We start from the raw sequence: 25,682 nt of genomic DNA on the forward strand, positions 1-25,682 counted from the left end.
ACGTGGTTGACTGATCCCCGATCCCTGAGCGGCGGGGCCGGATACGCCGGCCCCGCCCCGGCCCCGCCCCCGCCCCCTGGGCCGCCCGAGCTCCGACGCCCGAGACGCCATGACCCGACCGACCTTCTCCCCCGCCTTCGCCCCGCCCGCCCGGGCCGGACTTGCGCGCCTGCGCGCCGGATTGCTGATCGCCGTCTCGGCGGCGGCGCTGGCCGCCTGCTCCGACGGGGGCGGCGGACAGTCTTCCTCGCCCTCGGCGCCCTCGGCCTCCGCGCCGGCCTCCTCGGCGCCGGTCGTGCCCGCGCCGGGCAACCCCACGCCGGATTCGCGCGGGGTGCTGGTTTACCAGGACTATTCGGCCGTGGTCGCCCGCAGCGGCGACACGGTGCAGGCGATGGCGCTTCGCGTGGGCCTCTCGGCCAACGAGCTCGCGGCGTATAACGGCCTGCCGACCAGCTACGTGCCCTCGCCGGGCGACGAGCTGGTGCTGCCGCCGCGCGCCGAGGGCTACCGCTCGGGCGGGTCCGCCGCGGCCCCTTCGAGCGCCCCGCAGGCCCTCTCTCAGGCGCCCCGGCAGCCCACCGGCCCCGCGCCGGCCGTGGCGGTGACGGCGGCCTCGACCCCCGCGGTCGCCTCCGCGGCAACGCCCGCCATCGCCTCGGCCGCCACGCCGGGCGCGGACGGCTGGTCGGCCTCGATGGTCGAGGGGGCGCTGCAGCGCTCCGAAACCGGCAGCGTCGCGGCGGGGTCGCCCCGCCTGGGGACAGGCGCGTCGGCCGGCGCCGGCGGCTCGGACGTCGGCTATCACGACGTGCAGGACGGCGAGACGATCTACTCGATCGCCCGCCAGTACGGGGTTTCGCCCGAATCGCTGATCTCGTGGAACGCGCTGTCGGGGCCCAACTACACGGTGACCTCAGGACAGGTGCTGGTGATCCCGGCGGCCACCGGCTCGCCGGGGGGGACCCCCTCGGGCCCGCTCTACCCGCCCGGCGGCGAGGGCACGGCGACGCCGCCGCCGTCCTCCGGAGCGCCGCTGCCCGCCGACACGGTGCAGGCCCAGCCGCTCGCCTCGCCGAACCTGAGCCAGTACCAGTCGCCGCCGCCCTCGGCGCCCGAGACGCCGGCCGCCGCGCCGACGTCGATCTCGGCCGCTCCGGCCGCGACGGTCCCCGTGCAGACGGCTTCGGTCGAGGCCCCCGCCCCCGCCCCTGCCGCCGCGCCTGGGAAGCTAGCGCGCCCGGTGCCGGGGCGCATCGTGTCGGAGTTCAACCGCTCCGGCTCGGGCCAGCGCAACGACGGCGTGGATTTCGCGGCCACCGCCGGCGAGCCGGTGTCGGCCGCCGCGGCGGGCACGGTGGCGCTGGTCTCCCGCTCGCTGGGCGAGTGGGGGAACATCGTGCTGGTGCGCCATACCGACGAGATGATGACGGTCTACAGCCGCCTCGGCGACATCGCCGTCAGCAAGGGCGACACCGTTGCGGCGGGCCAGCGCCTCGGCTCGGTCGGGGCGCCGGACTCGGGCCCGACGACCCTGCATTTCGAGGTGCGCAAGGGCGCGTTCTCCGAGGATCCCGCCGGTTACTTCTGACGCGACAGGGCGTTGCGGCCCGGTCCCGAGACGACATGGCAAGGCCGCCCTCCGGGGCGGCCTTTGCGCATGGTCCGACGTGAACCCGCAGACCGCGTCTGAAGACGCGGCCAGATGCCATTGAACTCAGGGGATATGTCCCGCGGTCGGCCTCAGCCGATGCGCACGCCCCGCCGGCCCGCCAGATCGGTCACGAACTGCCAGGCCACCCGCCCGGAGACCGAGCCGCGGGTCTGGCGCCACTCGATCGCCTCGGCGCGCAGCGCCTCGTCGTCGATCTCGATCCCGTAGGCGTCGCAGTAGCCGCGGATCATCGCCAGGTACTGGTCCTGCGCGCAGGCGTGGAAGCCCAGCCACAGGCCGAAGCGGTCCGAGAGGCTGACCTTCTCCTCGGTCGCCTCCGAGGGGCTGATCGCGGTCGAGCGCTCGTTCTCGATCATGTCCCGCGGCATCAGGTGCCGCCGGTTCGAAGTGGCGTAGAAGATCACGTTCTCCGGCCGCCCCTCGACTCCGCCGTCGAGCACCGCCTTCAGGCTCTTGTAGTGGGCGTCGTCCTTGTCGAAGCTCAGGTCGTCGCAGAACAGCAGGAACCGCCGCTCCGGCGCGCCGCGCAAATGGGTCAGCAGGCGGCCGATGCTGGGCAGATCCTCGCGCTGGATTTCCACAAGGATCAGAGGGGTTTCGCGCCCCTCGTTCACGCGCGCATGAGCGGCCTTCACGAGGCTCGACTTGCCCATGCCCCGCGCGCCCCACAGCAGCGCGTTGTTCGCCGGCAGCCCGTTGGCGAAGCGCGTGGTGTTGTCGAGCAGCACGTCGCGCGAGCGCTCGATGCCCAGCAGCAGGTCCAGGTTCACGCGGCTGACGCTCGGCACCGGATCCAGGCGGTCGGGCGAGGCGTGCCACACGAAGGCGTCGGCGGCCGCGAAGTCGGGCGCGGCCAGCGGCGGCGGGCTCATCCGCTCGAGCGCAGCGACGAGACGGCTGACCAGGTCCTCTCCCTCGGCCTCGGGGCGGGGCGAGAGGGGGCGCGCGAAGCCGGTCACAGGCCCAGCTCCTCGTCTTCCTCCTCCTCGCGCCGGGCGCGCTTGCGCTCGGCCGCGCGGACCAGGTGGATGGAGATCTCGTAGAGCAGGTAGACCGGGATCCCGAGGCCCAGCTGGCTGAGCGGATCGGGCGGCGTCAGGATCGCTGCGGCGGCGGCGATCGCCACAATCGCGTATTTGCGCGAACGCGCCAGCCCCGCGGCCGAGACCAGCCCCGCGCGCCCCAGCAGGGTCAGCAGCACCGGCAGCTGGAAGCAGATGCCGAAGGCCAGGATGAAGGTCATCATGATGTCGAGGTAGTCCCGGACCTTGCCCAGGAACTCGGTCGCGGTCGCGATCCCGTCGCCGTCGCCGGTCGTGCCGTAATCGAGGAAGAACCCGAAAGCCATTGGCGCGACGAAGAAATACACTAGGCACGCGCCGGTGAAGAACAGGATCGGGGTGGCCGCCAGGAACGGCCAGAACGCCCCCCGCTCATTGCGGTAGAGGCCCGGCGCGACGAATTTCCAGACCTGCGTGGCGATGATCGGAAAGGCCAGGAAGAAGCCGCCGAAGACCGCCAGCCGCAGGTCGGTGAAGAACTTCTCCTGCAGGGCGGTGTAGATCAGCCGCGGCTCCATCCCCCGGTCCAGCAGCGCGCCGCGCAGGGGTCCGGTGAGGATGTCGAAGATCTGCCGCGCGAAGATGAAGCAGAAGATCGTGGTCCCCGCGAAGCCCCACAGCGACCAGATCAGCCGGCTGCGCAGCTCGGTCAGATGCTCGATCAGGGGGGCGCGCGAGGCCTCGATATCGTCCTCGTTGGTCTGGCTCGTCATCGGGGTCTCACACAGCGGTCAGGGACCGGGAAGACCCCGGCGCCCGGCGTGGCCTCCCCGCCCGGGATCGGGCGGCGAGGCTCACGCGGATTTCGAGGCCGGCGGCGGGACCGCCGCGGCGGCAGACTCGGGCGCTTCCGAAGACAACGGGGCCGAGGGCGAGATGCCGGGGACGTCCTGGCCCGCGGCTTCGGCCTCGGCCTTGCGGCGGGCTTCGTCTTCGGCGGCCCAGGCGGCGTTCTCGGCCGCGTCGGCGGCGTCGTGCGAGCGGGCCTCGGGCGCCGCGGCCCCCTCAGTCTTCTTGTCGCCGCCCTTCATGAAGTCCTTGGCGTAGGACTTCGGCGCCCCGGGCCCGACCTTGCGGTTCCAGTCCGCCATGGACTTCTGCACGTCCTTGAGCTCTCCGAGGTCGGCGGCGTCGGCCGCGTCCTCCATGGTGCGCTGGAAGTCGCGCGCCATGCGCCGCGCCTTGGACACGTACTGTCCGCAGGTGCGCAGCATTCCCGGAAGCTCCTTCGGGCCCACCACGATCAGCGCAAGCGCGCCGATCACCAGCAGCTCCGACCAGCCGATGTCGAACATTCAGGCGACCTCCGCCGTCGCGGAAAGAGGGCTCAAGCGTCCTTCTTTTCGCCCGAGGGGGTGACGTCGACGGCGTCGTCGCCGGGATCGCCCACCCGCTTGTTGGCGGTCGTCGACGTCGAGTCGTCGTCCTGCATGCCCTTCTTGAAGCTCTTGATGCCTTTCGCGACATCGCCCATCACGCCCGAAATCTTGCCGCGCCCGAACAGCAGCACGACGAGGACGGCGACGATCAGGATCTGCCAAATGCTCGGGGCCATGGCCCTGCCTCCCATGTCTGGCTTCCGCGCGCCTTGGCGCGGACGGTCATCGCTTCATGTATTGGATACTGCGGTCGGGTTGAAGCCCCCATCGTCCGCTCGTGAAGCCGCGCGGGCGGCGTCAATGGTCGCGGAGGGCGGGATTCCGACCCGCGGCAGGGGGTTCCGCTGGGCGGCGACCGGTCTTGCTGCGTTCATCCGTCGCTCAGCGACGCCGGACGAGGGTTCGTCAGCCCGGCCGCCCCGCGCGCGTTTGCAGGAGATTCCGATGACCCTTCGCCGTCCCGTCCCCACGCTCGCCCGGCTGCCCCTCTGCGCGGCCTGCGGGCTGGTCCTGGCCCTCGCGCTGGGGGCCTGCGCGCCCGAGCATCCGGGCCACCTGAAGGAGGGCGCGCGCGACGCGCCGAAGGCCGCCGAACGCGCCTGCCGCCAGCGGGTGAAGGCGCGCACCGGGGACAAGCCGGTGCGGATCCTCAGCTCGGATCCCTCGGGGGGAAGCTCGCTGGTGCGGCTGCGCGATCATCGCGACGCGGGGACCTGGCGCTGCACCGTCGACGACAGGAACGGGCGGATCACCGACATGGTCTACAACGCCGACTGAGCGCGCCCTCGGGCCATCAGCTTGGAGTCGCCGGCGCTATCTTTCCGAGAGTGTCCCGGAACGGAGCAGGCTCAGGCCGCGGGAAACACGAAGCAGCGATCGCGGCGCAGCGACAGCCACAGGCCCGCGCCCCGGTCCGGCAGCCAGGCGCCTGGCACCGTGGCGCGCAGGACCGAGCCGTCGTGGTCCATGCGCACCTCGATCAGGCTCTCCGAGCCTATGAACCGCGCCCGCTCCACCGTGCCGCGCGCGGGCGCGCCGTTGGCGGCCGAGGGCCGGGGGCCGCCCTGCCCCACGTCCGGGTCGATCTTCAGGTGCTGGGGGCGGATCACGATGTCCACCTCCTGCCCGTCCTCGAGCCCGGGGGTCAGGAACAGGCCGAACGGCGTCTCGAGCTGGCGCGACCGCGCCCGCGCCCTGATCACGTTGACGTCCGAGAAGAAGGCCGCCGCCGGCCGGTCCGCGGGATAGTTGTAGATGTGATACGGCGCGCCGACCTGCACGATCCGCCCCCCGCGCATCAGCGCGATGCGGTCGGCCATGCGCATCGCCTCCTCCGGCTCATGAGTGACCAGCAGCACGCCCGCTCCCTCGGCCTTGAGCACCGAGAGCGCCTCGTCGCGCACCTCGTCGCGCAGGCGCTTGTCGAGGCCCGAGAACGGCTCGTCCATCAGCATCACCCGCGGCCGCGGGGCCAGGGCGCGCGCCAGCGCCACGCGCTGCTGCTCGCCGCCCGAGAGCTGGTGGGGATACTTGGGGCCGTAGCCGCCCAGCCCGACCTGGCGCAGCAGTTCCTCGGCCCGCGCGCCATCGCCCGCACGGTCGGCGCGCTTGAGGCCGAAGGCGATGTTCTCGGAGACCCGCAGGTGCGGGAACAGCGCGAAGTCCTGGAACACCAGGCCGACGTTGCGCGCCTCTGGCGGTCGGTGGCGGCGGCGGTCGGAGACGGTCTCGCCGTCGATCGCGACCGAGCCCGCGTCCTGTCGCTCGACCCCCGCGGCGATGCGCAGGGTGGTGGACTTGCCGCAGCCCGAGGGGCCCAGCAGGCAGACGATCTCGCCGGGCGCGACCTCGATCGAGACGTCGTCCACCACCGCCGCGCCCTCGTAGACCTGGCGCAGACCGTCTAGGGCCAGGCGGGGGACGGGGTCCGGCAGGGGGCGCTCCTTCGCATCATCGCGGGACCGGGCGGGCGGCCGGGCTTCCCGAGCGTTTTTATCGGGTTCGGCGGATAGCAACCGCGCCGGCTGGAGGCAAGCGCCGCCGGCGCCGCCTCTCCGGCGCGGCCCCCCGGCGTGCTGCGCTCAGCGTCTGCGGATCATCGCCACGCGGTCCTCGACCGGCAGGCCGCGGGCGGCCATGCCCTCGGTCTCCCGCCGGCAGGGGGTGGTCCAGTCCTGCGGCGCCAGCTCGCGGAAGCCCAGGCGCAGATAGAGCGGCCCGTTCCAGGCCACGTTGCGGAAGGTGGTCAGGGTCAGGGCCGAGAAGCCGCGCGCGGCGGCAAGCTCCATCGCCCGATCCACCAGCGCGCGCGCCAGCCCCCGCCGCTGGAAGCGCGGCGCGACATCCAGTTCGACCAGGTGCAGCGTGGCGCTGTCGGGGTCGGGTTCGAGGATCGCGAAGCCCACGACCCTGTCGTGGAGCTCCACCACCTGCAGGCGGCCGAGCGTGGCGGCCTGGGCGTGCTCGGCGGGGAGCGGGCTCTCGCGCTCGGCCACCCAGGGGTGGGGGCTGTCGCGAAACTGCAGGGCGCAGTCGGCCTCGATCCGGGCGCAGGCGACCGCATCCTCGACCCGCCCCGGCCGAAGCCGGGGCGGCGTCTCGCCCAGTCCGCTCATCGTGAGGGGCTCATCGCGGACCGCTCACATCGTGGTGTTGCCGATGCCGCCGTCGAGCAGGACGTTCTGGCCGATCATGAACCCCACGTGCTGCGAGCACATGAAGGCGCAGGTGGCGCCGAACTCGGCCGGCGTGCCGATGCGTCGGGTGGGCACGGCGTTGGCGCGCTCGGCCATCGCCTCGTCCATGGTGATGCCGCGCTTCTCGACCTCGGCGGCGTTGAGCGACTTGATGCGGTCGGTGTCATGGGCGCCGGGGAGGAGGTTGTTCATCACCACCCCGTGCTGGGCGACCTGGCGCGAGGTGCCCGCGACATAGCCGGTCAGGCCGGCGCGCGCGGCGTTCGACAGGCCCAGCACCGGGATCGGCGACTTCACCGACTGCGAGGTGATGTTGACGATGCGGCCCCATTTGCGCTCGATCATCCCCGGCAGCACCGCCTTGATCAGGGCGATCGGCGTCAGCATGTTGGAATTCAACGCCTTCAGCCAGTCCTCGCGCTCCCAGTCCGACCACAGGCCCGGGGGCGGGCCGCCGGCGTTGTTGACCAGGATGTCGACGCCCCCGCCCATCTCGCGCGCGGCGGCGAGCACGGCGGCCTGACCCTCGTCCGAGGTGATGTCGCCGGCAACCGTGGCCACCTGAACCTGATGGGCGGAGCGGATCTCGTGGGCCGTCGCCTCCAGCGCCTCGGCGCCGCGGGCGTTCAGGACCAGGTTCACCCCGGCCTCGGCCAGCGCCTGGGCGCAGCCCTTGCCGAGACCTTTCGAGCTGGCGCACACGATGGCGGTCTTGCCGCGGATGCCGAGGTCCATCGGACGTCTCCCTTGTGGTGGGCGCGGCGCCGGAGCGGCGACGCGGGATTGGAGGGTCGCGCCGGGCGGCGCGGCGGGCCGAACCCTAGGCCCGCCCTCGAAGCGGGGCAAGCCGGGCGCGGCGCGGGGCGCGCAGGTTCCGCCCGCGCGCCCGACCCGGCGCCGCGCTCCCCGAGCCCGGCCTCGGACCACGCCGCGCCCCGGAATGGCCTCGCTTCCGGCGCCGTGCCCGCATGACTTCGCCGCGCGCAGCGGCCATGGGTGACGTCCGACAACGGATCGCAAGGAGGCCGCTTCATGGACACGCCCCCCGGATGGGTGGTTCCCGCAATGCGCATCGGCTTTCTCGGCCGGGGATTGACCTATGCCGTGACCGGGGCGCTCGCCGTCTCGGCCGCCCTCAGCGGCGGCCAGGCCGAGGGCACCACGGACGCGCTGCGCAGCCTGCGAAATTCTCCCTGGGGGCTGACCGCGCTGGCGGCCGTGGCGGCGGGGCTCGTGTGCTACGCGGCCTGGCGGCTGACCGCGGCGGCGCTGGACCTCGACGCCCACGGCAACGGGGCCAAGGGGGCGGTGGCGCGGCTGGGCCAGGTGGTCTCGGGCGTCATCCACCTCGGGCTGGGGGTCTATGCGGCGACGCTGCTCGTCGGCCTGCCCACGGGCGGGGGCGGCGAGGAAGGGGGCGGCGCGCGCTCGGCCTCCGAGTGGCTGATGCAGCAGCCCTACGGGGCCTGGGCGATGGCTGCCGCGGGGCTCTGCGTGGTCGGGGCGGGGGCGTACTACATCCACAAGGGCGCCTCGGGCGACTATCGCGAGAAGCTGCACGGCACGCCTCTGACCCGGCGGCTCGACCCGGTGCTGCGCTATGGCGTGGCCGCTCAGGGGGTGGTGGTGGGCATCATCGGCGTGCTGCTGGTCTGGGCCGCCTGGACCTACGATCCCGAAAAGGCCGGGGGGCTCGGCCAGGCGTTGTCGGCGCTGCGCGGGGCCGTGTACGGTCAGGCGCTGCTGATGGCGGTCGCGGTGGGGCTGCTGGCCTTCGCCCTGTTCTGCGCGGTGATGGCGGCCTACGGGCTGATCCCGCGCTGCCGCTCGGACGAGACGCCCACGCTCGCCCACCGGCTGGAGGCGCGGGCGGGGGTCTGAACCGCCCTGCCCTGCGCCGCGCACGCCCCGTTGCGCGGCGCCCCGCGCCCGCCTATACCGCGCGCCATGCAGGACCTGTCCAACGCCCCCCAGCTTCCGCCCGAGATCGCGCGCCGGCGAACCTTCGCCATCATCTCGCATCCCGACGCGGGCAAGACCACGCTGACTGAGAAGTTCCTCCTTTACGGAGGCGCGATCCAGATGGCCGGCCAGGTCCGCGCCAAGGGCGAGGCGCGCCGCACCCGCTCGGACTTCATGAAGATGGAGCAGGAGCGCGGGATCTCGGTCTCGGCCTCGGCGATGTCGTTCGAATGGAACGGGACCTGGTTCAACCTGGTCGACACGCCCGGCCACGACGACTTCTCGGAAGACACCTACCGGGTGCTGACCGCGGTGGACGCGGCCATCATGGTCATCGACGGCGCCAAGGGCGTCGAAAGCCAGACCCGAAAACTGTTCGAGGTCTGCCGGCTGCGCGACATGCCGATCCTGACCTTCTGCAACAAGATGGACCGCGAGAGCCGCGACACCTTCGAGATCATCGACGAGATCCAGGAGATGCTGGCCATCGACGTGGCCCCCGCCTCCTGGCCCGTCGGCATGGGCCGCGACTTCGTGGGCGCCTATGACCTGCTGCGCAACCGCCTGAACGTGATGGACCGCGCCGAGCGCAACGTGCGCGGCAAGAACGTCGAGATTTCTGGCCTTTCCGACCCCAGGCTCACCGAGCACATGAGCGCTGGGCAGGCCGAGACGCTGGCCGAGGAGGTCGAGATGGCCCGCGGCCTGCTCCCCGCCTTCGACCCCCAGGCGTTCCGCGAGGGGCACATGAGCCCGATCTGGTTCGGCTCGGCGCTGAACTCCTTCGGGGTGCAGGAGCTGATCCAGGGCCTGGCCGACCACGCGCCCCCGCCCCAGCCCCGCCCGGCCGAGCCGCGCCACGTCTCGCCCGAGGAGCCCAAGGTCTCGGGCTTCGTGTTCAAGGTGCAGGCCAACATGGACCCCAAGCACCGCGACCGGGTGGCGTTCCTGCGGCTGTGCTCGGGGCATTTCAAGCGGGGCATGAAGCTCAACCACGTGCGCTCGGGCAAGCCGATGGCGATCTCCAACCCGGTGATGTTCCTGGCCTCCGAGCGCGAGGTCCTGGAGGACGCCTGGGCGGGCGACATTATCGGCATTCCCAACCACGGCCAGCTGCGCATCGGCGACGCGCTGACCGAGGGCGAAAACCTGCGCTTCACCGGCATTCCCGCCTTCGCGCCCGAGCTGCTGCAGACCTGCCGCGCGGGCGATCCGATGAAGGCCAAGCACCTCGACAAGGCGCTGACCCAGTTCGCCGAGGAGGGCGCGGCCAAGGTCTTCAAGCCCTCGATCGGCTCGGGCCACATCGTGGGCGTCGTGGGCCAGCTTCAGTTCGAGGTGCTGGCCAGCCGAATCGAGCAGGAGTACGGCCTGCCCGTGCGCTTCGAGCCGACCCAGTTCACCGGGGCGCGCTGGGTCTCGGGGCCCCGCGAGGCGGTCGAGGCCTTCATGAAGGGCAACAAGGGCCACATGGCCGAGGATTCCGACGGCGATCCGGTCTACATGACCCGCCTGCAATGGGACCTCGACCGGATCGCGCGCGACCACCCGGAGGTGAAACTGTCGGCGATCAAGGAGATGCACACCTGAAAGGCGCAATCGCGCCCCAACTCGGTCACGGTCTCCCGCACAGTGGTATCTGGCCGCACGGTTCTCCGCGGCGCCCAACGGAGATTCAGATCATGATCGCCCGAAAGACCCTCGTCGCCCTGATGGCCGCCGGTTTCGTCAGCACCGCGCTTGCCGGCTGCAACACCGTCGAAGGGGCTGGCCGCGACATCCAGGCCGCCGGCAGCGGCGTCTCGCATGTCGCCACCGAGAGCGAGGAAGAGCTGGAAAAAGCCACCGAGTGACCCGGCCGCCCCGCCCGGCGCCGCCCGTGACAGGCGCGCCGCGCGGGGTCTCCCGATCTCGGCGCCCCGGCTACTGCGCGGCGATGGCCGCGGGATCGAGGCCGTGGCGATGCGCTTCCGCCTCGTCGAACACGTCGTCGAGGCCGGCGCGAAGCATCGCCTCGCGCACCTCGTCGGCATTTGCCACCACCTCCTCGAACCGAATCGGCAGCAGCTTGCGAAGCGGGCTGCGCACCGGCTGCGAGCGGGCGCCCAGCCTGGCGCAGATCCGGTCAACCGCGCCCTGGTGGGCCTCCGCGGGCAGCAGGTCCCGCTCATAGCGGACCTCCAGCGTGGGGAGGCCGGCGAGCGCCGCGCGCTCCATCTCCAGCAGACCGAGCTGCATGCGCGTCTGACGCACGAAGGTCTCGGGATCCAGCCGGACCGGCGCGCGCGACGAGATGCTCTCGCGCGCCGCATGATAGCGGTCGGTCTGCTGGGCGACCGAGAGCGAGGTCGCCTGGGCGAGCGTGCCGCGCGTGAGGTGGATCAGCACGAACCCGTCCTCGGCCAGCCCCTGCATGAAGGCGCCGACCGAGCGCATGCGCTGCACCTCGACCAGCTGGTAGGACAACAGCTTGCAGCCATGCACCGGCGCCTTGCGCAGATCCGCCAGACGATTGAGATGCGCCCTCGGCCCCAGCACCCCGAAATGCAGCGCCTCGCCCCGGCAGTGGATGTCGGGGATCTGCTCGAGCAGCTTGACCAGCAACGTCGAGCCCGAGCGCGCCCGCCCATAGATCACGAACCGCGGCCCGTCGCGACGCCCCTTCAGGGCGCGTTTCACCGCCGCTCCGAGCTCGTGCACATAGCCGTGGCGCGCGAACAGGTCGCGATGCCAGCGGCCGATCCGGTAGGGCTCGCCGATCGGGGTGAGACCGTTGAGCATGCTCATTTCGCCGGTCATGCCGGCGATCGCGGGGTTGGTCGCCATGGGTGCGCATCCAGTTGCTGAAGATCCCGCCCCAGTTGCGAGACCAATTCAGACAGTTGACGCGCGTTAAGTTAAGAGGCCGCTAAAAATGCATTAAAGAATGGATAATATACATTGTTAATATTAAGGTGCCGGAAAGCAAGTTGAACAAATCCCCCCTGCAGCGCGGCGCGCCCGCCCCGAGTCGCGCCGCCCCGGGGCCAGGGCGGCCCGAGAGCGCCTTTCGCCCGTCGCCTGCGTCATTTCAGGGCCGGTTGCCGGGTTTGTGCGTCCAATCCGCCGGTCTGGGGCCCAGATTCGTTGACTTTCGCGGCGATCTCGGCGATTAGGCCGCCAGACGCGCCGTCCGGGCGCGCGATGACGGGACCGCGCGGAGACATTGCGGTCCACTCACGTGAACCGCAGAGCCGCTCCGCAAAGGATTCCGATGAAATTCTCCGATCTCGATCTTGACCCCAAAGTCCTGCAGGCCGTCGAAGAGGCCGGCTACGAGACGCCGACTCCGATCCAGGAGCAGGCGATCCCCCACGCCCTGATGGGCCGCGACGTGCTGGGCATCGCCCAGACCGGCACCGGCAAGACCGCCGCCTTCACCATTCCGATGATCACGATCCTCGCCCAGGGCCGGGCCAAGGCGCGGATGCCCCGCTCCCTGATCCTGTGCCCGACGCGCGAACTCGCCGCCCAGGTGGCCGAGAACTTCGAGATTTACGGCAAGCACCACCGCCTGACGATGGCGCTGCTGATCGGCGGCGTGTCGTTCAAGGACCAGGACAAGCTGATCGACCGCGGCGTCGACGTGCTGATCGCCACCCCCGGCCGGCTGCTCGACCATTTCGAGCGCGGCAAGCTGATGCTGACCGGCGTGCAGGTGATGGTGGTCGACGAGGCCGACCGGATGCTCGACATGGGCTTCATCCCCGATCTCGAGCGGATCTTCGGCCTGCTGCCCTTCACCAAGCAGACGCTGTTCTTCTCGGCGACCATGCCCCCCGAGATCACCCGCCTGACCGAGACCTTCCTGCACAATCCCCAGCGGGTCGAGGTCGCGCGCCAGGCCACCGCGGCCGAGACGATCGCGCAGGGCGTGATCCGTCACAAGCCCGCCCGCAAGGACCGCGCCGACAGCGACAAGCGCGAGATCCTGCGCCGGCTGCTGCGCTCGGAAGGCGAGACGCTGACCAACGCCATCGTCTTCTGCAACCGCAAGCGGGACGTGGACGTCGTCTTCAAGTCGCTCAAGAAGCACGATTTCAACGTGGGCGCCCTGCATGGCGACCTCGAGCAGTCGGTGCGCACGCGCACGCTCGACGGGTTCCGCTCGGGCGAGATCTCGATCCTGGTCGCTTCGGACGTGGCGGCCCGCGGGCTCGACATCCCCTCGGTCAGCCACGTGATCAACTACGACGTGCCGATCCACTCCGAGGATTACGTGCACCGCATCGGCCGCACCGGCCGGGCCGGGCGCAAGGGCAAGGCGATCACGCTGTGCTTCCCCCATGAGGAGAAGCACATCGACAAGATCGAGGAGCTGCTGGGCATGCCCGTGCCGCGCCTCGACTCGCCGATGGCCGCCGAGCCGGAGCCCGAGGCCGAGGCCCCCGCGCCCACCGACGCGGCCGAGCGCGAGGCCGCCCGGGCCACCCGCCGCCGCACCCGCACCGCGCGCAGCCGCAAGAAGGACGAGGCCGAGACCGCCGAGCCCGCGACCGACGCCGTGGCCGCGTCGGGGTCCGAGTCCGGGACCGGCGGCGACGCCGTCGCCGAGGCGAAGCCCGAGCCCAAGGACACGGCGAAGACCGCCGCGCCCGAGGCCGAGGCCCCGGCCGAGGAGGCGCCCAAGGAGCGTCGTCGCCCCGCGCGTCGCCGCAAGACCGCCTCGGACGACCCGCGCGACGCGGCGCCCGTCGAGGATCCCCGCGACGCCGCCCCCGCCGCAAAGACCGAGCGGGAGGACCGCTCCCCCCGCCGCGAGCGCGAGGACCGGACCGAACGCAGCGACCGCAACGACCGCAACGCCGACCGCAACGCGGATCGGGGCGGGCGCCGCCGCGGGCCCGTCGTGGGCATGGGCGACCACGTCCCGGCCTTCATGCTGCGCGAAGTGAACCTCGAGCGGATCCTGGGCCGCAGCCCGACGCCGACCGCCGAGGACGACTCCGACGACGGCGACCGGCGCAGCGAAGCCGCCTGAGGGCGGCGCCGACCCATCGCGACAAGGCCCGCCGGCGTTCCGGCGGGCCTTGTCGTGTCCGACCCGCGGCCGGGCCGCGAGATTCGCTCCAGACGCCGCGAGAGGCGCCGCGAACCGGCCCCGAAATTGTGATTGTTCCATTGTGAAACGCGTTGCGGCGCCCCGGGAGCGATCCACCGGGGATTGTCTTCGACGACGTTGCGTCATCTTCTAGCCTGCCCGCTTTTACGTTAACCCCGCATCTGCCTATAGACTCCGTTCATGTTTACGCGAACGCCTCGATATCCCCAGCCCCCGACGCGCCGCCCCTTGCGGCGCCTTGGACGCGCATGAGCGCGCCGGTCCCCGTGGTGGTCATCGGCGCGGGTCGCGACGGGCTGCGCCAGGCGCGGCTGGTCGCGGACTGCGCCGGGCTGGAGCTGGCCGCGGTCATCGATCCGGCCGACAGCGCGCGCGAACGGGCGAGCGACGCCGGCTTCCCCACGGCGGCCGACCTCGACGAGGCGCCGCCGGGCGTCGCGGGGGCGATCATCGCCCTGCCCGTCACCACCCGCGCCGCCGCGGCCGAGGCCGTCGCCGCGCGCGGCCTGGCCGCCCTGACCGACCGCAGCCTGGCGGCCTCGCTGCGCGACGCGCGGCGCATCCGCGACGCCTTCGCCCGCTCGGGCGCGCCGCTGCTGGTGGGTCACCACCGCCGCCACCACCCTGCTGTCGCCGCCGCGCGCGAGGCGGCGCAGGGCGGGCTTCTGGGCCGGCTGGTCGCCGCCGACGCCGCCTGGATCCTGCGTCAGCCCGAGGACCAGGGCGGTTTCGCCTGGCGGGTCCGCTCGGGCGCGGGGGCGGCGATGACGCAACTGGCCAACGACGTCGACCTGCTGCGCTGGCTGATGGGCGACATCGCCTCGGTCTGCGCGCTGACCTCGCGGGCCACCCCGCAGTCGCCCGAGACGGACTCGGCCGGCGCGGTGCTGCGCTTCCGCTCGGGGGCGCTCGCCACCGCGCTGATGAGCTCGGTCGGCCTGTCGCCCTGGGGGTGGGAGGCCGCAACCGGCGACGGCGACGAGGTGGCGCGCACCGGCGAGGACTGTCTGCGGCTGGTCGGCTCGGAGGGCGCGATGTCGCTGCCCTCGCTGACCTACTGGCGCCACAACGGGGCCGGCAGGGGCGACTGGTCCAGGCCGCTCAGCCGCCTGCCCCTGCCCAGCCCTGCGCTCGATGCGCGGGCCGCGCAGCTCGACCATTTCGCGCGGGTGGCGCGGGGCGAGATCGCGCCGCTCGTCACCGGCGAGGACGCGCTCTTGAGCCTCGCCGCGGCGCTTGCGGTCGAGGAATCGGCCCGCACCGGCAAGGTGCTGACGCCCGACCCCGACCGCGCCGACGCCTGGGAGCCGACGGCCGCCGCGATCTTCCGCGGCCTCTCGGCCCCCGCGCTGCCCGGACCCGCGCCCGCCCCCGAAGCCGACCCGGACGCCGACGCCGACGCCGAGACGGATCCGAAGAAGGACTGATCGCATGACCCTGGCCGCATCCGAGGCCTTCGCCGCCCGCTGGCAGGCCGACTGGAACAGCCACGACCTGGACCGGATCCTGGCGCACTACGCGCCAGAGGTGGTGTTCCGCTCGCGCAAGGCGCTGGCGTTGACCGGGGAAGGCGAGATCCACGGGATCGAGGCCCTTCGCGCCTACTGGGCCGCCGCGCTCGCCCGCCAGCCCGACCTCGCCTTCGAGGTGACGCGCGTCTACGCCGGCCACGGGATGCTGGCGATCGCCTATCGAAACCACCGCGGAGTCGAGGCGCTCGAGACCCTGCGCCTGGATCCCGAGGGGCGGGTGGTCGAGGCCTCGGCCTGCCACGCGGACTGAACTGCGCCGCGCGGATCGCACGCCGATACGAGCGTGTCGCATCTTTTCTCACGGTCGATCCGGGGCCATGGTGGCCCTCCCACCCCGAAGCGGAGCCCGCCGATGTCCCTGTCAGACGCCTATGAAGATCTCGACGCCACCGCCCTCGCCGAGCTGGTCGCCAAAGGCGAGGCGACGCCGGACGAGCTGCTCGACGAGGCGCTGGCGCGGGCCGAGCGGGTGAACCCGCAGATCAACGCCCTGACCAACCTCGTCCCCGACCGGGCCCGCGAGCTGATTGCCAAGGGCCTGCCCGAGGGGCCGTTCCGCGGCGTGCCCTTCGTGCTCAAGGACCTCGGGGCCGCGGCGGTGGGCTTCCCGGTCTCGTCGGGCTCCCGGCTGCTCGAAGGGTCGATGCCCAGCGTGGATTCGCATTTCTACGCCAAACTGCGCGATGCGGGGCTGGTCACCTTCGGGCGGGGAACCTCGCCCGAGTTCGGCTGCGGCCCGGCGACCGAAAGCGCGGTCTACGGCGGCCCCACCCGCAACCCCTGGAACCTCGAGCGGACCTCGGGCGGCTCCTCGGGGGGGTCGGGCGCGGCGGTGGCCGCGCGGGTGCTGCCGGCGGCCCATGCGTCCGACGGGGCGGGCTCGACCCGGATCCCGGCGGCGTCCTGCGGGCTGTTCGGGTTCAAGCCGACGCGGGCGCGGATCAGCCAGGGGCCGGCGACGGGCGAGGGCTGGGGGGGCCTGTCCTCGGCCGGCTTCGTCACGCGATCGGTGCGCGACAACGCGGCGCTGATGGACGTCGTCTCGGGCCCGATGCCGGGCGATCCCTACGCCGCGCCGGCGATGGAGATCTCCTACGCCCAGGCCGCCGACCGCGCGCCGGGCAAGCTGCGCGCCGGGGTGCTGACCACCACCTTCACGGGCGCCCCGATTCACGCCGACGCGAAGGCCGCGGCCGAGGACGCGGGCGCCCTGCTCGCCTCGATGGGTCACGAGGTGGTCGAGGCGCCCCTGCCCGAGGCCGACATCGCGGGCATGCTGCGCGCCACCGCCCGACTGATCTCGGCGGGAACCGCGCGCACCCTGCAGGCCATCGAGGCCGCCCGCGGCCGCCCGATCCAGCCCGGCGAGGTCGAGCCGCTGGCGCTCGACGCCAAGCGGCTGGCCGAAACGATCTCGGGGGCCGACTACCTCGCGGCGATCGAGACGATCCACGCCTTCGGCCGCGCCTTCGCGCGCTATCTTTCGGGTATGGACGTGCTGGTCACCCCCACGCTCGGCGAGCCGCCGGCCGAGTGCGGCCGCTTCACCCACGCCCACGGCGACTTCGAGGCGTTCCGCTTCGGCCCGGGCGGGGTCGCCGACTACTCGCCCTTCACCGCGGCGTTCAACGTCTCGGGCCAGCCGGCGGCCTCGGTCCCGCTGTTCTGGAACGCCGAGGGGCTGCCGATCGGGGTGCAGCTCGCCACCGCCTTCGGCGAGGACGCGCTGCTGATGTCGCTGTGCGCGGATCTCGAGCGCGCGCGGCCCTGGGCCCATCGCAAGCCGCCGGTTCGCTGAAACCCCGGTCTGCCGAACCCCGGTCTGCTGAAACCCCGGTCTGCTGAAACACGAAGGGGCGCGAGCCCGCCCCTTCGGCCTTTCCATCCGCGCCTCGCGCCGCCACTGTGCCCGTCAAACAGAACCGATGGGAGGAGACGGACATGGACGGGACCTGGGAGGTCTATGCGCTGAAATACGGCGAGGTTCTCGACCGCAAGCGCGCGGCGTCCTTCGTCGGCGGCGATCCGCATGACGCGCCGATGCCGATCGATTTCTTCACCTGGGTGCTGCGTTCCGGCGATCGGACGATCCTGGTCGACACCGGCTTCGAGGCCGACGAGGCCGCCCGCCGCGGCCGGTCGATCGAGCGCGCCCCCCACGAAGCGCTGGCGCCGCTCGGCCTCACGCCCGAGAGCATCGACACGGTCATCGTCACCCACCTGCACTTCGACCACGCCGGCGGTCTGCACCGCTATCCCGCCGCCACCTTCCACCTTCAGGCCGCCGAGATAGCCTTCGCCACCGGGCCGTGCATGTGTCACGCGCACATGCGCCACACCTTCACCGCCGAGCACGTCTGCGAGATGGTGCGCCGGGTGTTCGCGGGCCAGGTGATCTTTCACGACGGCGACGCCGAGGTCGCGCCCGGGGTCACCGTCCACCGGATCGGCGGCCACTCGAAGGGTCTGCAGGTGGTGCGGGCGCGCACGCGCGAGGGCTGGCTGTGCCTGGCCTCTGACGCCTCGCATTTCTACGCCAACTATCTCGAGGGGCGGCCCTTCCCGATCGTCGCGGACATGCAGGAGACGCTGGACGGCTATGGCCGCATCCAGGCGCTGGCCTCCTCGCCCGGACTGGTGATCCCCGGCCACGATCCGCTAGTGCGCCGGCTGTTCCCCGAGATCGCGGGCGGATTCGTGCACCGGCTGGACGTGGCCCCGCGCGACTTTGATCCGCTGGCGATGGCGCCGGTCGACTGAGCAGCGCGAGGCCGCGCGCCGCGCCCGGACTTGCGGCGCGGCGATGCGCGGGCCATGTTCCGCCCACCGCGCCGCCGATTTCAGGAGCCGCCCCTTGACCCGTCGCCGCCGCCGGCCCTTCCCGCCCTCCCGCGCCGACCGTCGCCGGGGCGCCCTGCGTCTGGCCGCCACCCTCGCGCTGGCGGTTGCGGCGACCGGAACCGCGGCGTGGGTCTTCCCCTGGCAGGGCCTGCCGCTGAGCGCCGGCCCCTCGGCCGCGCAGGCCGACGACAAGGACGACAAGGACGACAAGGCCCAGGCGAAGGAGAAGGCCAAGGAGGCCGCAGAGGCCAGGCGCCAGGCGAGGGCGGAGCTCGCCTCCCAGGCCGCGCGCCGCAGCGCCCGGGCGCGCACCCCCGCAGAGATCCCGGTCTTCGCGCGCTCGCAGTTCCAGTCGCTGGTCGCCGAGATCGCGGACGCCTTCAGCGACGGCCGCGTGGTCGAAGGCGACGCCGCCCTGCAACGCACCCTCGCCCGCTGGCCGCACATGCATGGCCTGCGGGTGGCGCTGGCGCAGCTCAGGGTGCGGCAGGAGCGTCTCGAGGACGCCGAGGCGGCGCTGCAGGCCGCCGCCGACTCCGGCTACCGCAACGTGGCCGCGATCGAGATGGCGCCGATCTTTGCCAAGCTGCGCGGACGCCCCGGCTTCGCCTCCGCGCTCGAGGCGATGCGCGCCCCCCCGCCCGAGAGCGCCGCCCCGCCCCCGCCCGCGATCCCCTCGCCGCTGGAGGAGGGCAAGGCGGTGATCAGCGAGGCGAACTCCGAATGGTCGCCAAGCGACGGGGTCGCGCGCGCCATGTTCGTCCTGCCGCCCCCAAACCCTGACCTGCCAGTGATGTGGGGTGACTCGCCCGAAGCGCGGCTCTTGAGCCGACTGCTGTCTGCCGGACTTGCCGCCGGAAACCATGGCGACTTCTACGAGAACCTCGACGACAATCACTCGGGCATCGGATTCGTTGTCTATCCTCAGATCACGCATCTTGAACACGCGCCCGAAGTCCGCGCCCAGGGCTACGGCTACGGCCTGGCCGACGGCATCGCGATCTCGGCTAACAGCGAGCTCTATCCGCCTGTGTTCGGCAATTCCTCTACAGCGATGACAAGCGCTCCCGCCTGGCGAAGCATGGCGCGGCTGGGCCTGACACGGAAGGGCGGACCGCAGGAGCTGTGGCGCCAGTACGCCTCGAATCAGATCTACATCTACCCCGAGCACAAGGATCACGACGGGTTCTACGGCGATGTCTTCCCGGCCAACACGCCTTACCTGATCGTCAGCCAAGGCAGCTCCGGCTCGGACGGGGCGGCGAAACACGCGGTGGCCAAGATCCTCGCCGCCCTGCGGCCAGACACTAAGGCCGCGTTGATCGAACAACGGATGATCTCACCGGTGGTGCAGATGATCTGGCGGCGCGGCCAGAAGGGGATCGAGACGGACGAGGACTACCTCTCCGCTGCAGCCCATCCCACGGTCTTCGATCCGGAGATGGCCGAGCCGATCCGCATGATCGAGATCGCCAACGCCCTGACCCCCGACCAGATCCCGCCGCTGGTGACGCTCAAGGTCCTGGACGAGAACCGGCCCGTTCCCGGCGTCAGCGTGTTTGGCGACGGCCTCTCCCAGGGCTGGTTCGACACGCCTTCTGCGATCTCGCGGCTGTTTCGCGACGTCGGGCGCACGATGTCGATGCGGGTCGGCGCCTCGGAGCGGAACGGACATCGCGGGCGCCCCGCGAGCTTCCGCTGGGTGCTGCTGCGCGGCGATCCGGATCGGGTGCGCATCACCCCCTCGGGCGAGCATGGAGAGACGGCCGACATCGAGGTGGACTGGCAGAGCGAGGTCGCGGCCCCGCCGCGGGGCCTGCGCTCGCACCGCGTCGACATCGCGGTGTTCGCCGAGGTCGAGGGCGCCGCCCTCTCGGCCCCGGCCTTCATCTCGGTCGCCTTCCCCCCGCGGCAGGAGCGGACCTACGACGCCGCGGGCCGGCCCAAGACGATCAGCTACGACAGCGCCGAGACCCAGGCCGAATACGCCGACCCCTGGCTGTGGCCCGCACGGGGCTGGCGCGACCTCTACCTCTATGATGCGCAAGGCCGCCCGGACGGCTGGCGGCGCGGCCCCACCGACGGCTACGCGTCCGAGCGCTACACCCGCCACGGCGCGGCGGTGATCGAGAGCGACGCGCGCGACCGCCCGGTGCGCGCCCGGATCATGGGCTACCCGCTGGTCCCGACGCCCAAGGGCCCCAGCGAGGTGCAGCGGATCGGCGGCGACCAGCTGCTGGTCTATTCCTACGACGGACCCGACGACATGATCGGATACGCCACGCCGACCACCGCGCCGGCCAGCGCGAAGCCGCTGCGGAACCCCACGCGATGAACGGGACGCCCGACGATCGCGGCGAGGACGCCGCCTCCGACCCGCTCGAGGACGCCTACGCCCGCGCCCTGGCGCTGGAGAAGGCCGGCGAGGCCGACGCCGCCGCCGCGGCCTGGCGCGAGGTGCTGGCGCTCGACCCCGAGGATCACGGCGGCGCGGCCGTCCGCCTCGCCTCGCTACGACGCGGCGAGGCGCCCGACCGCGCGCCGCCCGCCTATGTCGCCACCCTCTTCGACCAGCACGCCGCCGCATTCGAGGAGATCCTGGTGGGTCAGCTCGGCTACCGCGCGCCCACGCGGCTCGCCGAGATGCTGGCCGAGGTCATGGCGCCTGACGCAGAGCCGAGCCTGCTGGACCTCGGCTGCGGCACCGGTCTGATGGCCGCGGCCCTCGACGCCGCGCTGCCGGGCGAGCGGGGCCATTCCACCGGCCTCGACCTCTCGGAGGAGATGCTGGGCGAGGCCGATGAGCGCGGCCTCTACGACGCGCTCTACGTGGGCGACGCGGTCGCCTTCCTGCTGGCGCCGGCCGAGGACGAGGACGGCGACGTCTCGGGCCCCTGGGACCTGATCACGGCGGCCGACGTGCTGCCCTATCTGGGCGGGCTCGAGGATCTGTTCGCCGGCGCCTTCGCTCAGCTCGTCCCCGGCGGGCTGATGGCGATCTCGACCGAGACCCTGCCCGAGGACGCCTTCCCCCCCAGCGGCTGGACCGTCGGCCCCCACCAGCGATTTCACCACGCCGAGAGCTACCTGCGCCGCGCGCTGACCGAGGCCGGCTTCGAGATCGCGGCGCTGGAGCCGTGGGTGATCCGCACCAACCTCGGCAATCCCGAGCCCGGCCACCTGGTCGTCGCCCGCCGCCCCGCCGTCTGACGGCAGGGGGGCGGGAGGCGCAGGCCCCCCGCCTCCCCGATTCAGATCCGCTTGAGGAACGCGTTCACCGCCTCGGCCGTCGCCTCGGGCGACTGCACGGGGAGGAGGTGGCCGCCGGGGAGGACCTGGAACTCGCCCTTCGGCAGCTTGCCGGCCATCTTTTCCATGGTCTTGGCGGGCGCCGTCTCGTCGGCGTCGGCGGCCAGGCACAGCACCGGTTGGGTCACCTTCTCGAGGTCGTCGCGGCGATTGAAGGTGGTCAGGCAGCGGACCACGTCGCGATAGACTTTCTCGTCGAGCCGGCCCATCGAGCCGGCGAACCGCTCCATCCGCTCGGGCGAGACGCCCGACCCGGCCATCTGCTCGGACGACTTCCGCGCCAGCTCGGGCATGCTCATGCCCTCGTCCAGCGGCTTCAGGCGTCCGGCCAGGAACTGCTCGGCAAAGCTGGGGTCGCGGCCGCCGAAGGCCGGCGAGGTGGCGCAGGCGACGAAGGCGCGCACCTTGCCCGGATGGGTCAGCGCGGTCTCCAGCGCCAGCATGCCGCCGAAGGAATGGCCGAAGATCACCGCCGGGCCGCCGGTCTCCTCGATCTTGCCCGCCAGCCAGTCGGCGAGCGCGGGGAACGAGGCGGGCCCGCCCCAGGGCTCGTCGCCCCAGCCGGGCATGTCGAGGGCGCGCGCGCCGGGGACCAGGGGGACGACCTCCTCGAAGGTCTCCTTGCCGGCGCCGATGCCGTGAACGAACAGGACCGTCATGATCTTCCTCCTCTCGGCCGGGCAGTCCCACGCGCGGGCCCGGCCTTGTCTCGGGGCGCACCGAACAAGGCCCGAGGGGGCGCGTCAAGCGCGGGCGGCGCCCGCGCGGGCGTCCCGCGCCCCGTAGGACGCCCGGCCGGCGCCGCCGCCGCCCCATTCCGGTCCCGCCCGACGGACCCCCCGTCGACGCCCCCGCCTGACGCCCCCCGCCCACGCCCCCGGCCGCCTGCGCCATACCGGAACACCGGCGCGATTTGCCCGCGGCCCCGGGACCGCGCCCATGGTCGGCGCGGCTTCGCCCCGACATGGACAACGGCCGGCATCGCCGCTAGCGTCCGCGCCTCGGCCGATTTCCGCCGACCTGCCCCCGGACGACCCTTGATGCCTGGACGCGAAACCGGTCCCGCCACGCCCGGCGGCGGAGCCATGCCGGAGCTGTCTCCCGCCCCCGTGGTCGCGCCCCTCGAGGCGCCCTCGCCCGCCCAGGCCCGCCGCGGCCTGCTGGTGGTGGCGCTGGGGGTGCTGGTGTTCACGCCCGACGCGCTGGCGATGCGGATGTCGGGGCTCGACGCGTTCGCGCTGGCGACGCTGCGCGGGCTGTTCGGCGGCACGGTGCTGACGCTGGGCTGCCTGCTGGTCTTTGGCCGCGGCCTGCCCCGCGCGATCCTGGGGCTGGGGCGCTGGGGCCTGGCGCTGGCCGCGCTCGAGGCGGCCACGACGGTGCTGTTCACCGTCTCGATCATGTGGACGAGCGTGGCCAACGCCATGCTGGCCTTCGCCGCCACCCCGATGCTCGCCGCCCTGATGGCGCGCGCCTTCCTGGGCGAGCGCATCGCCCCCCAGACCGCGGCCGCCATCGCCGCCACCGCCGCGGGTCTCGCGCTGGTCGCCGCCGGCGCCTGGGGCGAGGGCGCGGCCTCGCTGACCGGGATCGCGGCGGGGGTGCTCTCGGCCTTCTGCATCGCCTCCTTCTTCGTGATCCTGCGCCGGCTCAAGGCCGCCTCGGCCACGCCGATGATCGGTCCCGGCTGGCTGCTGGGCGGCCTGATCGCCCTGCCCTTCGCGAGCTTCGGCCCGACCGAGCCCTCCCAGATCGCCTGGGCCTTCGCCTCGGGCGGGATCATCATGCCCGCGGCGATCGCGCTGATCTCCTGGGGCTCGCGCCGGCTGCCCGCGGCCGAGACCTCGATGCTGACCCTGCTCGAGGTGGTGACCGGCCCGATCCTGGTCTGGGCCGTGCTGGGCGAGAACCCCGGCGCCTGGACGCTGGCGGGCGGGGCGGTGGTGCTCTCGGCGCTGGCCGCCCACGCCGCCTGGCGCTGGCGCGCGGCCCCGGCCCCGTCCCCGGCAGAGGCCCCGGCCTGAAATGCGGCTGCTGATCGTCTATTGCCATCCCGTCGAGGGCAGCTTCGGTTCGGCCGTGCGCGACGCCGTGCTCGAGACCGCGCGCGCCGGCGGCCACGAGGTGCGCCTGACCGACCTCTACGCCGAGGACTTCGACCCGGTGATGCGCCGCGAGGAACGCATCGGCTACCACGAGCCCGGCCGGAACGAGCGCCCCGTCGCCCGCCATCTCGAGGACGTGCGCTGGGCCGAGGGGCTGATCTTCGTGCACCCGACCTGGTGGTACGGCCCGCCGGCGATGCTCAAGGGCTGGCTCGACCGGGTCTTCGTGCCCCACGTGGCCTTCAAGATGCCGACCCGGACCCGGGGCATCCGCCCGGGCCTGACCAACATCCGCCTGATCGGCCAGGTCAGCACGCTGGGCTCCTCGTGGTGGCTGTGGCGGTTCATGGGCCAGCCGGGCCGGCGCATCATCCTGCGCGGCCTGCGGTCGTGCTGCGCGCCGACCTGCCGGACCTTCTGGCTGGGCCTGCACGCGATGGACACGGTCCCCGAGGGTCGTCGCCTCGCCTTCCTCGCCCGCGTCCGCCGCCGCATCGCGCGCATCCGCTGACCGCGCCGCGCTCGGCGGACGAGGCGCCCTCGGGGACGGGCCCGGCGCATCGTCGCTGGACGTCCGCCCCCCGGCCCCGGATGATGCCCCGTCCCCAAGGAGCCCCGCGCATGATCCCGATCACCCCGCCTTCGATCCGCCCCCCCTTCGCCCGCTACTCCCACGCGGTCGAGGTCGCCGCCGGGGCGCGTCTGCTGTTCGCCTCGGGCCAGCTCGGACTCGCCCCCGACGACACGCTCCCCGAGGGCGCCGAGGCGCAGGCCGCCCGCTGCTTCGCCAACCTCGCCGAGATCCTGGCCGAGGCCGGCATGACGCCCGCCAACGTCGTGCGGCTGAACGCCTTCGTCACCGCGCGCGAGCACATGGCCGGCTACATGGCCGCCCGCGACGCCTTCGTGACCGACCTGCCCACGCCCCCCGCCTCGACCCTGGTGATCGTCTCGGGCTTCACCCGCCCCGAGTTCCTGGTCGAGATCGAGATGATCGCGGCCGCGGACTGACCATGGCCACCACCTGGCGCGACGAGGGCCTGCTGCTCGCGGTGCGCCGCCATGGCGAGGGCGCCGCGATCCTCGAGGTGCTGACCGCCGAGCACGGCCGCCACGCCGGCGTCGCGCCCGGCGGCGGCTCTCGGCGCATGGCCCCGGTGCTGCAGCCCGGCGCCCAGCTCTCGGTCGAGTGGCGCGCGCGGCTCGAGGAGCACATGGGCTCCTGGCGGGTCGAGCCCGCCCGCTCCCGCGCCGCCGCGATCATGTCCGACCGCCGCTCGCTGTCCGCGATGGGCGCGATCAGCGCCCTTCTGGTGAGTTTCCTGCCCGAGCGCGAGCCGCACCCCGAGCTCTACGCCCGCACCCTGCAACTGGTCGACGCGCTGGGCACGGATGCCGACTGGCCGGCGCTTTATGCGCTGTGGGAGCTGGGCCTGCTGCGCGAGCTCGGCTACGGCCTGGACCTCTCGTGCTGCGCGGTCACCGGCGCCGCGGGCCCCAACGCCGATCTTGCCTGGATCAGCCCGCGCACGGGGCGGGCCGTCAGCCGAGAGGCCGGCGGCCCCTGGTCCGACCGCCTGCTGCCGATGCCGCGGCTGTTCCTGGGCGACCCGCGTCACGACGAGGCCGACATCGCCGCCGCCCTGCGCGCCACCGGCCATTTCTGGGACGCCCAGGTCGCCCCCGCCTTCAACCGCCGCGCCGCCCCCGAGGCCCGCGCCCGCCTCGTTGCCCTCTTCCGCCCCTGACCGGGGCGCCGCGCACCCCCCGCTCGCCAACCCCGAACCTCCGCCCGCGGCGTCCCCCACCGTTCCGCCCGCCCCAGGCGCGCCGCCCGAACACCCCTCGCGAAGCGCCTGTTCTCCGGAGCCGTCCGTCGCTGATGCCGTGAAGAGCGACTCGCCCGCAGGGGTCAGGGATCGCGGCACGCGACCCGCCGCAGGCGGGCTTGTCCTTGACCCCTGCGGGCGAGTCGCTCAGGCATCAACAGCGACGGACGGCTTCGGAGGACAGGCGCGGCC

Annotated in this window: 25 protein-coding genes; 16 read left to right on the forward strand and 9 right to left on the reverse strand. The window is 72.8% G+C overall.

What is annotated here, in order from left to right; genetic code table 11:
• The first annotated feature begins 109 nt into the window (after positions 1 to 109).
• Positions 110 to 1,591, forward strand: coding sequence for a LysM peptidoglycan-binding domain-containing M23 family metallopeptidase (locus AAC134_RS19840; protein ID WP_339950868.1), 1,482 nt, complete (start codon positions 110 to 112; stop codon positions 1,589 to 1,591).
• Between the two features lie 152 nt (positions 1,592 to 1,743).
• Here AAC134_RS19840 and AAC134_RS19845 read toward each other — a convergent pair whose 3' ends face one another.
• The 4 genes from AAC134_RS19845 to AAC134_RS19860 all read right to left on the reverse strand — a co-directional run bounded on the left by AAC134_RS19845 (position 1,744) and on the right by AAC134_RS19860 (position 4,291).
• Positions 1,744 to 2,547: an ATP-binding protein gene (locus AAC134_RS19845; protein WP_339950891.1), complete on the reverse strand. Its 804-nt coding sequence runs from the start codon at positions 2,545 to 2,547 to the stop codon at positions 1,744 to 1,746.
• Between the two features lie 83 nt (positions 2,548 to 2,630).
• On the reverse strand, positions 2,631 to 3,449 hold the full coding sequence (gene tatC / locus AAC134_RS19850; protein WP_339950869.1) for a twin-arginine translocase subunit TatC: 819 nt from the start codon (positions 3,447 to 3,449) through the stop codon (positions 2,631 to 2,633).
• Between the two features lie 81 nt (positions 3,450 to 3,530).
• The gene (gene tatB / locus AAC134_RS19855; RefSeq protein ID WP_339950870.1) at positions 3,531 to 4,031 is read right to left on the reverse strand and encodes a Sec-independent protein translocase protein TatB; all 501 of its coding nucleotides are present in this window, start codon (positions 4,029 to 4,031) and stop codon (positions 3,531 to 3,533) included.
• A 32-nt stretch (positions 4,032 to 4,063) separates the two neighbouring features.
• On the reverse strand, positions 4,064 to 4,291 hold the full coding sequence (locus tag AAC134_RS19860) for a twin-arginine translocase TatA/TatE family subunit (protein ID WP_339950871.1): 228 nt from the start codon (positions 4,289 to 4,291) through the stop codon (positions 4,064 to 4,066).
• A gap of 268 nt (positions 4,292 to 4,559) precedes the next feature.
• On the opposite strand from AAC134_RS19860, the gene AAC134_RS19865 reads away from it, so the two are divergent.
• Positions 4,560 to 4,892: a hypothetical protein gene (locus AAC134_RS19865; protein WP_339950872.1), complete on the forward strand. Its 333-nt coding sequence runs from the start codon at positions 4,560 to 4,562 to the stop codon at positions 4,890 to 4,892.
• A gap of 71 nt (positions 4,893 to 4,963) precedes the next feature.
• Here the strand turns inward: AAC134_RS19865 and AAC134_RS19870 are convergent, their stop codons facing one another.
• From AAC134_RS19870 to AAC134_RS19880, 3 genes are all read right to left on the reverse strand, one after another.
• Positions 4,964 to 6,049, reverse strand: coding sequence for an ABC transporter ATP-binding protein (locus AAC134_RS19870; RefSeq protein ID WP_339950892.1), 1,086 nt, complete (start codon positions 6,047 to 6,049; stop codon positions 4,964 to 4,966).
• Between the two features lie 147 nt (positions 6,050 to 6,196).
• Positions 6,197 to 6,730, reverse strand: a complete 534-nt coding sequence (locus AAC134_RS19875; protein ID WP_339950873.1) for a GNAT family N-acetyltransferase — start codon at positions 6,728 to 6,730, stop codon at positions 6,197 to 6,199.
• Positions 6,731 to 6,754: 24 nt separating this feature from the next.
• The gene (locus AAC134_RS19880; protein ID WP_339950874.1) at positions 6,755 to 7,546 is read right to left on the reverse strand and encodes an SDR family oxidoreductase; all 792 of its coding nucleotides are present in this window, start codon (positions 7,544 to 7,546) and stop codon (positions 6,755 to 6,757) included.
• Between the two features lie 297 nt (positions 7,547 to 7,843).
• Between AAC134_RS19880 and AAC134_RS19885 the strand changes: the two genes are divergently transcribed.
• The 3 genes from AAC134_RS19885 (at position 7,844) to AAC134_RS19895 (ending at position 10,626) form a co-directional block, all read left to right on the forward strand.
• Positions 7,844 to 8,692, forward strand: a complete 849-nt coding sequence (locus tag AAC134_RS19885; protein WP_339950875.1) for a DUF1206 domain-containing protein — start codon at positions 7,844 to 7,846, stop codon at positions 8,690 to 8,692.
• 66 nt (positions 8,693 to 8,758) lie between these two features.
• A complete protein-coding gene (locus tag AAC134_RS19890) occupies positions 8,759 to 10,363 on the forward strand; it encodes a peptide chain release factor 3 (RefSeq protein WP_339950876.1) in 1,605 nt (534 codons plus the stop codon).
• Between the two features lie 92 nt (positions 10,364 to 10,455).
• Positions 10,456 to 10,626, forward strand: coding sequence for an entericidin A/B family lipoprotein (locus AAC134_RS19895; protein ID WP_339950877.1), 171 nt, complete (start codon positions 10,456 to 10,458; stop codon positions 10,624 to 10,626).
• Between the two features lie 70 nt (positions 10,627 to 10,696).
• Here AAC134_RS19895 and AAC134_RS19900 read toward each other — a convergent pair whose 3' ends face one another.
• Complete coding sequence (locus tag AAC134_RS19900; RefSeq protein WP_339950878.1) at positions 10,697 to 11,599, reverse strand: hypothetical protein; 903 nt, start codon at positions 11,597 to 11,599, stop codon at positions 10,697 to 10,699.
• 427 nt (positions 11,600 to 12,026) lie between these two features.
• On the opposite strand from AAC134_RS19900, the gene AAC134_RS19905 reads away from it, so the two are divergent.
• The 7 genes from AAC134_RS19905 (at position 12,027) to AAC134_RS19935 (ending at position 21,457) form a co-directional block, all read left to right on the forward strand.
• Entirely contained in the window at positions 12,027 to 13,793 is a 1,767-nt protein-coding gene (locus AAC134_RS19905; RefSeq protein WP_339950879.1) for a DEAD/DEAH box helicase, read from the forward strand.
• Between the two features lie 329 nt (positions 13,794 to 14,122).
• Positions 14,123 to 15,301 (forward strand): Gfo/Idh/MocA family oxidoreductase, encoded by a 1,179-nt coding sequence (locus tag AAC134_RS19910; protein WP_339950880.1) that lies wholly within the window; start codon positions 14,123 to 14,125, stop codon positions 15,299 to 15,301.
• A 4-nt stretch (positions 15,302 to 15,305) separates the two neighbouring features.
• Entirely contained in the window at positions 15,306 to 15,656 is a 351-nt protein-coding gene (locus AAC134_RS19915) for a nuclear transport factor 2 family protein (protein WP_339950881.1), read from the forward strand.
• Positions 15,657 to 15,758: 102 nt separating this feature from the next.
• Positions 15,759 to 17,204 carry an amidase gene (locus AAC134_RS19920; protein ID WP_339950882.1) on the forward strand — a complete coding sequence of 482 codons (1,446 nt, stop codon included), beginning with the start codon at positions 15,759 to 15,761 and terminating at the stop codon, positions 17,202 to 17,204.
• A 143-nt stretch (positions 17,205 to 17,347) separates the two neighbouring features.
• Positions 17,348 to 18,166, forward strand: coding sequence for an N-acyl homoserine lactonase family protein (locus tag AAC134_RS19925; protein ID WP_339950883.1), 819 nt, complete (start codon positions 17,348 to 17,350; stop codon positions 18,164 to 18,166).
• Between the two features lie 94 nt (positions 18,167 to 18,260).
• On the forward strand, positions 18,261 to 20,582 hold the full coding sequence (locus AAC134_RS19930; protein WP_339950884.1) for a hypothetical protein: 2,322 nt from the start codon (positions 18,261 to 18,263) through the stop codon (positions 20,580 to 20,582).
• Entirely contained in the window at positions 20,579 to 21,457 is an 879-nt protein-coding gene (locus AAC134_RS19935; RefSeq protein WP_339950885.1) for a methyltransferase, read from the forward strand. Before AAC134_RS19930 ends, AAC134_RS19935 begins: the two co-directional genes overlap by 4 nt.
• Positions 21,458 to 21,498: 41 nt before the next feature.
• On the opposite strand, the gene AAC134_RS19940 is transcribed toward AAC134_RS19935, so the two are convergent.
• Positions 21,499 to 22,215, reverse strand: coding sequence for an alpha/beta hydrolase (locus AAC134_RS19940; protein WP_339950886.1), 717 nt, complete (start codon positions 22,213 to 22,215; stop codon positions 21,499 to 21,501).
• 381 nt (positions 22,216 to 22,596) lie between these two features.
• Here AAC134_RS19940 and AAC134_RS19945 point away from each other — a divergent pair, with 381 nt between their 5' ends.
• From AAC134_RS19945 to recO, 4 genes are all read left to right on the forward strand, one after another.
• Positions 22,597 to 23,580 carry a DMT family transporter gene (locus AAC134_RS19945; RefSeq protein ID WP_339950887.1) on the forward strand — a complete coding sequence of 328 codons (984 nt, stop codon included), beginning with the start codon at positions 22,597 to 22,599 and terminating at the stop codon, positions 23,578 to 23,580.
• A 1-nt stretch (position 23,581) separates the two neighbouring features.
• Entirely contained in the window at positions 23,582 to 24,172 is a 591-nt protein-coding gene (locus AAC134_RS19950) for an NAD(P)H-dependent oxidoreductase (protein ID WP_339950888.1), read from the forward strand.
• A gap of 110 nt (positions 24,173 to 24,282) precedes the next feature.
• Entirely contained in the window at positions 24,283 to 24,672 is a 390-nt protein-coding gene (locus AAC134_RS19955; protein ID WP_339950889.1) for a RidA family protein, read from the forward strand.
• A gap of 2 nt (positions 24,673 to 24,674) precedes the next feature.
• The gene (gene recO, locus AAC134_RS19960) at positions 24,675 to 25,409 is read left to right on the forward strand and encodes a DNA repair protein RecO (protein ID WP_339950890.1); all 735 of its coding nucleotides are present in this window, start codon (positions 24,675 to 24,677) and stop codon (positions 25,407 to 25,409) included.
• The last annotated feature ends 273 nt before the right edge of the window (positions 25,410 to 25,682 follow it).

The organism is uncultured Albimonas sp. (assembly GCF_963977235.1).
In the GTDB taxonomy this organism is placed as follows: domain Bacteria; phylum Pseudomonadota; class Alphaproteobacteria; order Rhodobacterales; family Rhodobacteraceae; genus Albimonas.

What these genes read in the sequence shown, in the direction of transcription:
- AAC134_RS19955 (WP_339950889.1), top strand. Translation starts at nt 24,283, where the DNA reads ATGATCCCGATCACCCCGCCTTCGATCCGCCCCCCCTTCGCCCGCTAC.
- AAC134_RS19895 (WP_339950877.1), top strand. Translation starts at nt 10,456, where the DNA reads ATGATCGCCCGAAAGACCCTCGTCGCCCTGATGGCCGCCGGTTTCGTC.
- AAC134_RS19925 (WP_339950883.1), top strand. Translation starts at nt 17,348, where the DNA reads ATGGACGGGACCTGGGAGGTCTATGCGCTGAAATACGGCGAGGTTCTC.
- AAC134_RS19890 (WP_339950876.1), top strand. Translation starts at nt 8,759, where the DNA reads ATGCAGGACCTGTCCAACGCCCCCCAGCTTCCGCCCGAGATCGCGCGC.
- AAC134_RS19950 (WP_339950888.1), top strand. Translation starts at nt 23,582, where the DNA reads ATGCGGCTGCTGATCGTCTATTGCCATCCCGTCGAGGGCAGCTTCGGT.
- AAC134_RS19905 (WP_339950879.1), top strand. Translation starts at nt 12,027, where the DNA reads ATGAAATTCTCCGATCTCGATCTTGACCCCAAAGTCCTGCAGGCCGTC.
- AAC134_RS19860 (WP_339950871.1), bottom strand. Translation starts at nt 4,291, where the DNA reads ATGGCCCCGAGCATTTGGCAGATCCTGATCGTCGCCGTCCTCGTCGTG.
- AAC134_RS19910 (WP_339950880.1), top strand. Translation starts at nt 14,123, where the DNA reads ATGAGCGCGCCGGTCCCCGTGGTGGTCATCGGCGCGGGTCGCGACGGG.
- AAC134_RS19940 (WP_339950886.1), bottom strand. Translation starts at nt 22,215, where the DNA reads ATGACGGTCCTGTTCGTTCACGGCATCGGCGCCGGCAAGGAGACCTTC.
- AAC134_RS19935 (WP_339950885.1), top strand. Translation starts at nt 20,579, where the DNA reads ATGAACGGGACGCCCGACGATCGCGGCGAGGACGCCGCCTCCGACCCG.
- AAC134_RS19875 (WP_339950873.1), bottom strand. Translation starts at nt 6,730, where the DNA reads ATGAGCGGACTGGGCGAGACGCCGCCCCGGCTTCGGCCGGGGCGGGTC.
- AAC134_RS19945 (WP_339950887.1), top strand. Translation starts at nt 22,597, where the DNA reads ATGCCTGGACGCGAAACCGGTCCCGCCACGCCCGGCGGCGGAGCCATG.
- tatC (WP_339950869.1), bottom strand. Translation starts at nt 3,449, where the DNA reads ATGACGAGCCAGACCAACGAGGACGATATCGAGGCCTCGCGCGCCCCC.
- recO (WP_339950890.1), top strand. Translation starts at nt 24,675, where the DNA reads ATGGCCACCACCTGGCGCGACGAGGGCCTGCTGCTCGCGGTGCGCCGC.
- AAC134_RS19915 (WP_339950881.1), top strand. Translation starts at nt 15,306, where the DNA reads ATGACCCTGGCCGCATCCGAGGCCTTCGCCGCCCGCTGGCAGGCCGAC.
- AAC134_RS19920 (WP_339950882.1), top strand. Translation starts at nt 15,759, where the DNA reads ATGTCCCTGTCAGACGCCTATGAAGATCTCGACGCCACCGCCCTCGCC.
- AAC134_RS19840 (WP_339950868.1), top strand. Translation starts at nt 110, where the DNA reads ATGACCCGACCGACCTTCTCCCCCGCCTTCGCCCCGCCCGCCCGGGCC.
- AAC134_RS19900 (WP_339950878.1), bottom strand. Translation starts at nt 11,599, where the DNA reads ATGGCGACCAACCCCGCGATCGCCGGCATGACCGGCGAAATGAGCATG.
- AAC134_RS19880 (WP_339950874.1), bottom strand. Translation starts at nt 7,546, where the DNA reads ATGGACCTCGGCATCCGCGGCAAGACCGCCATCGTGTGCGCCAGCTCG.
- tatB (WP_339950870.1), bottom strand. Translation starts at nt 4,031, where the DNA reads ATGTTCGACATCGGCTGGTCGGAGCTGCTGGTGATCGGCGCGCTTGCG.
- AAC134_RS19845 (WP_339950891.1), bottom strand. Translation starts at nt 2,547, where the DNA reads ATGAGCCCGCCGCCGCTGGCCGCGCCCGACTTCGCGGCCGCCGACGCC.
- AAC134_RS19885 (WP_339950875.1), top strand. Translation starts at nt 7,844, where the DNA reads ATGGACACGCCCCCCGGATGGGTGGTTCCCGCAATGCGCATCGGCTTT.
- AAC134_RS19865 (WP_339950872.1), top strand. Translation starts at nt 4,560, where the DNA reads ATGACCCTTCGCCGTCCCGTCCCCACGCTCGCCCGGCTGCCCCTCTGC.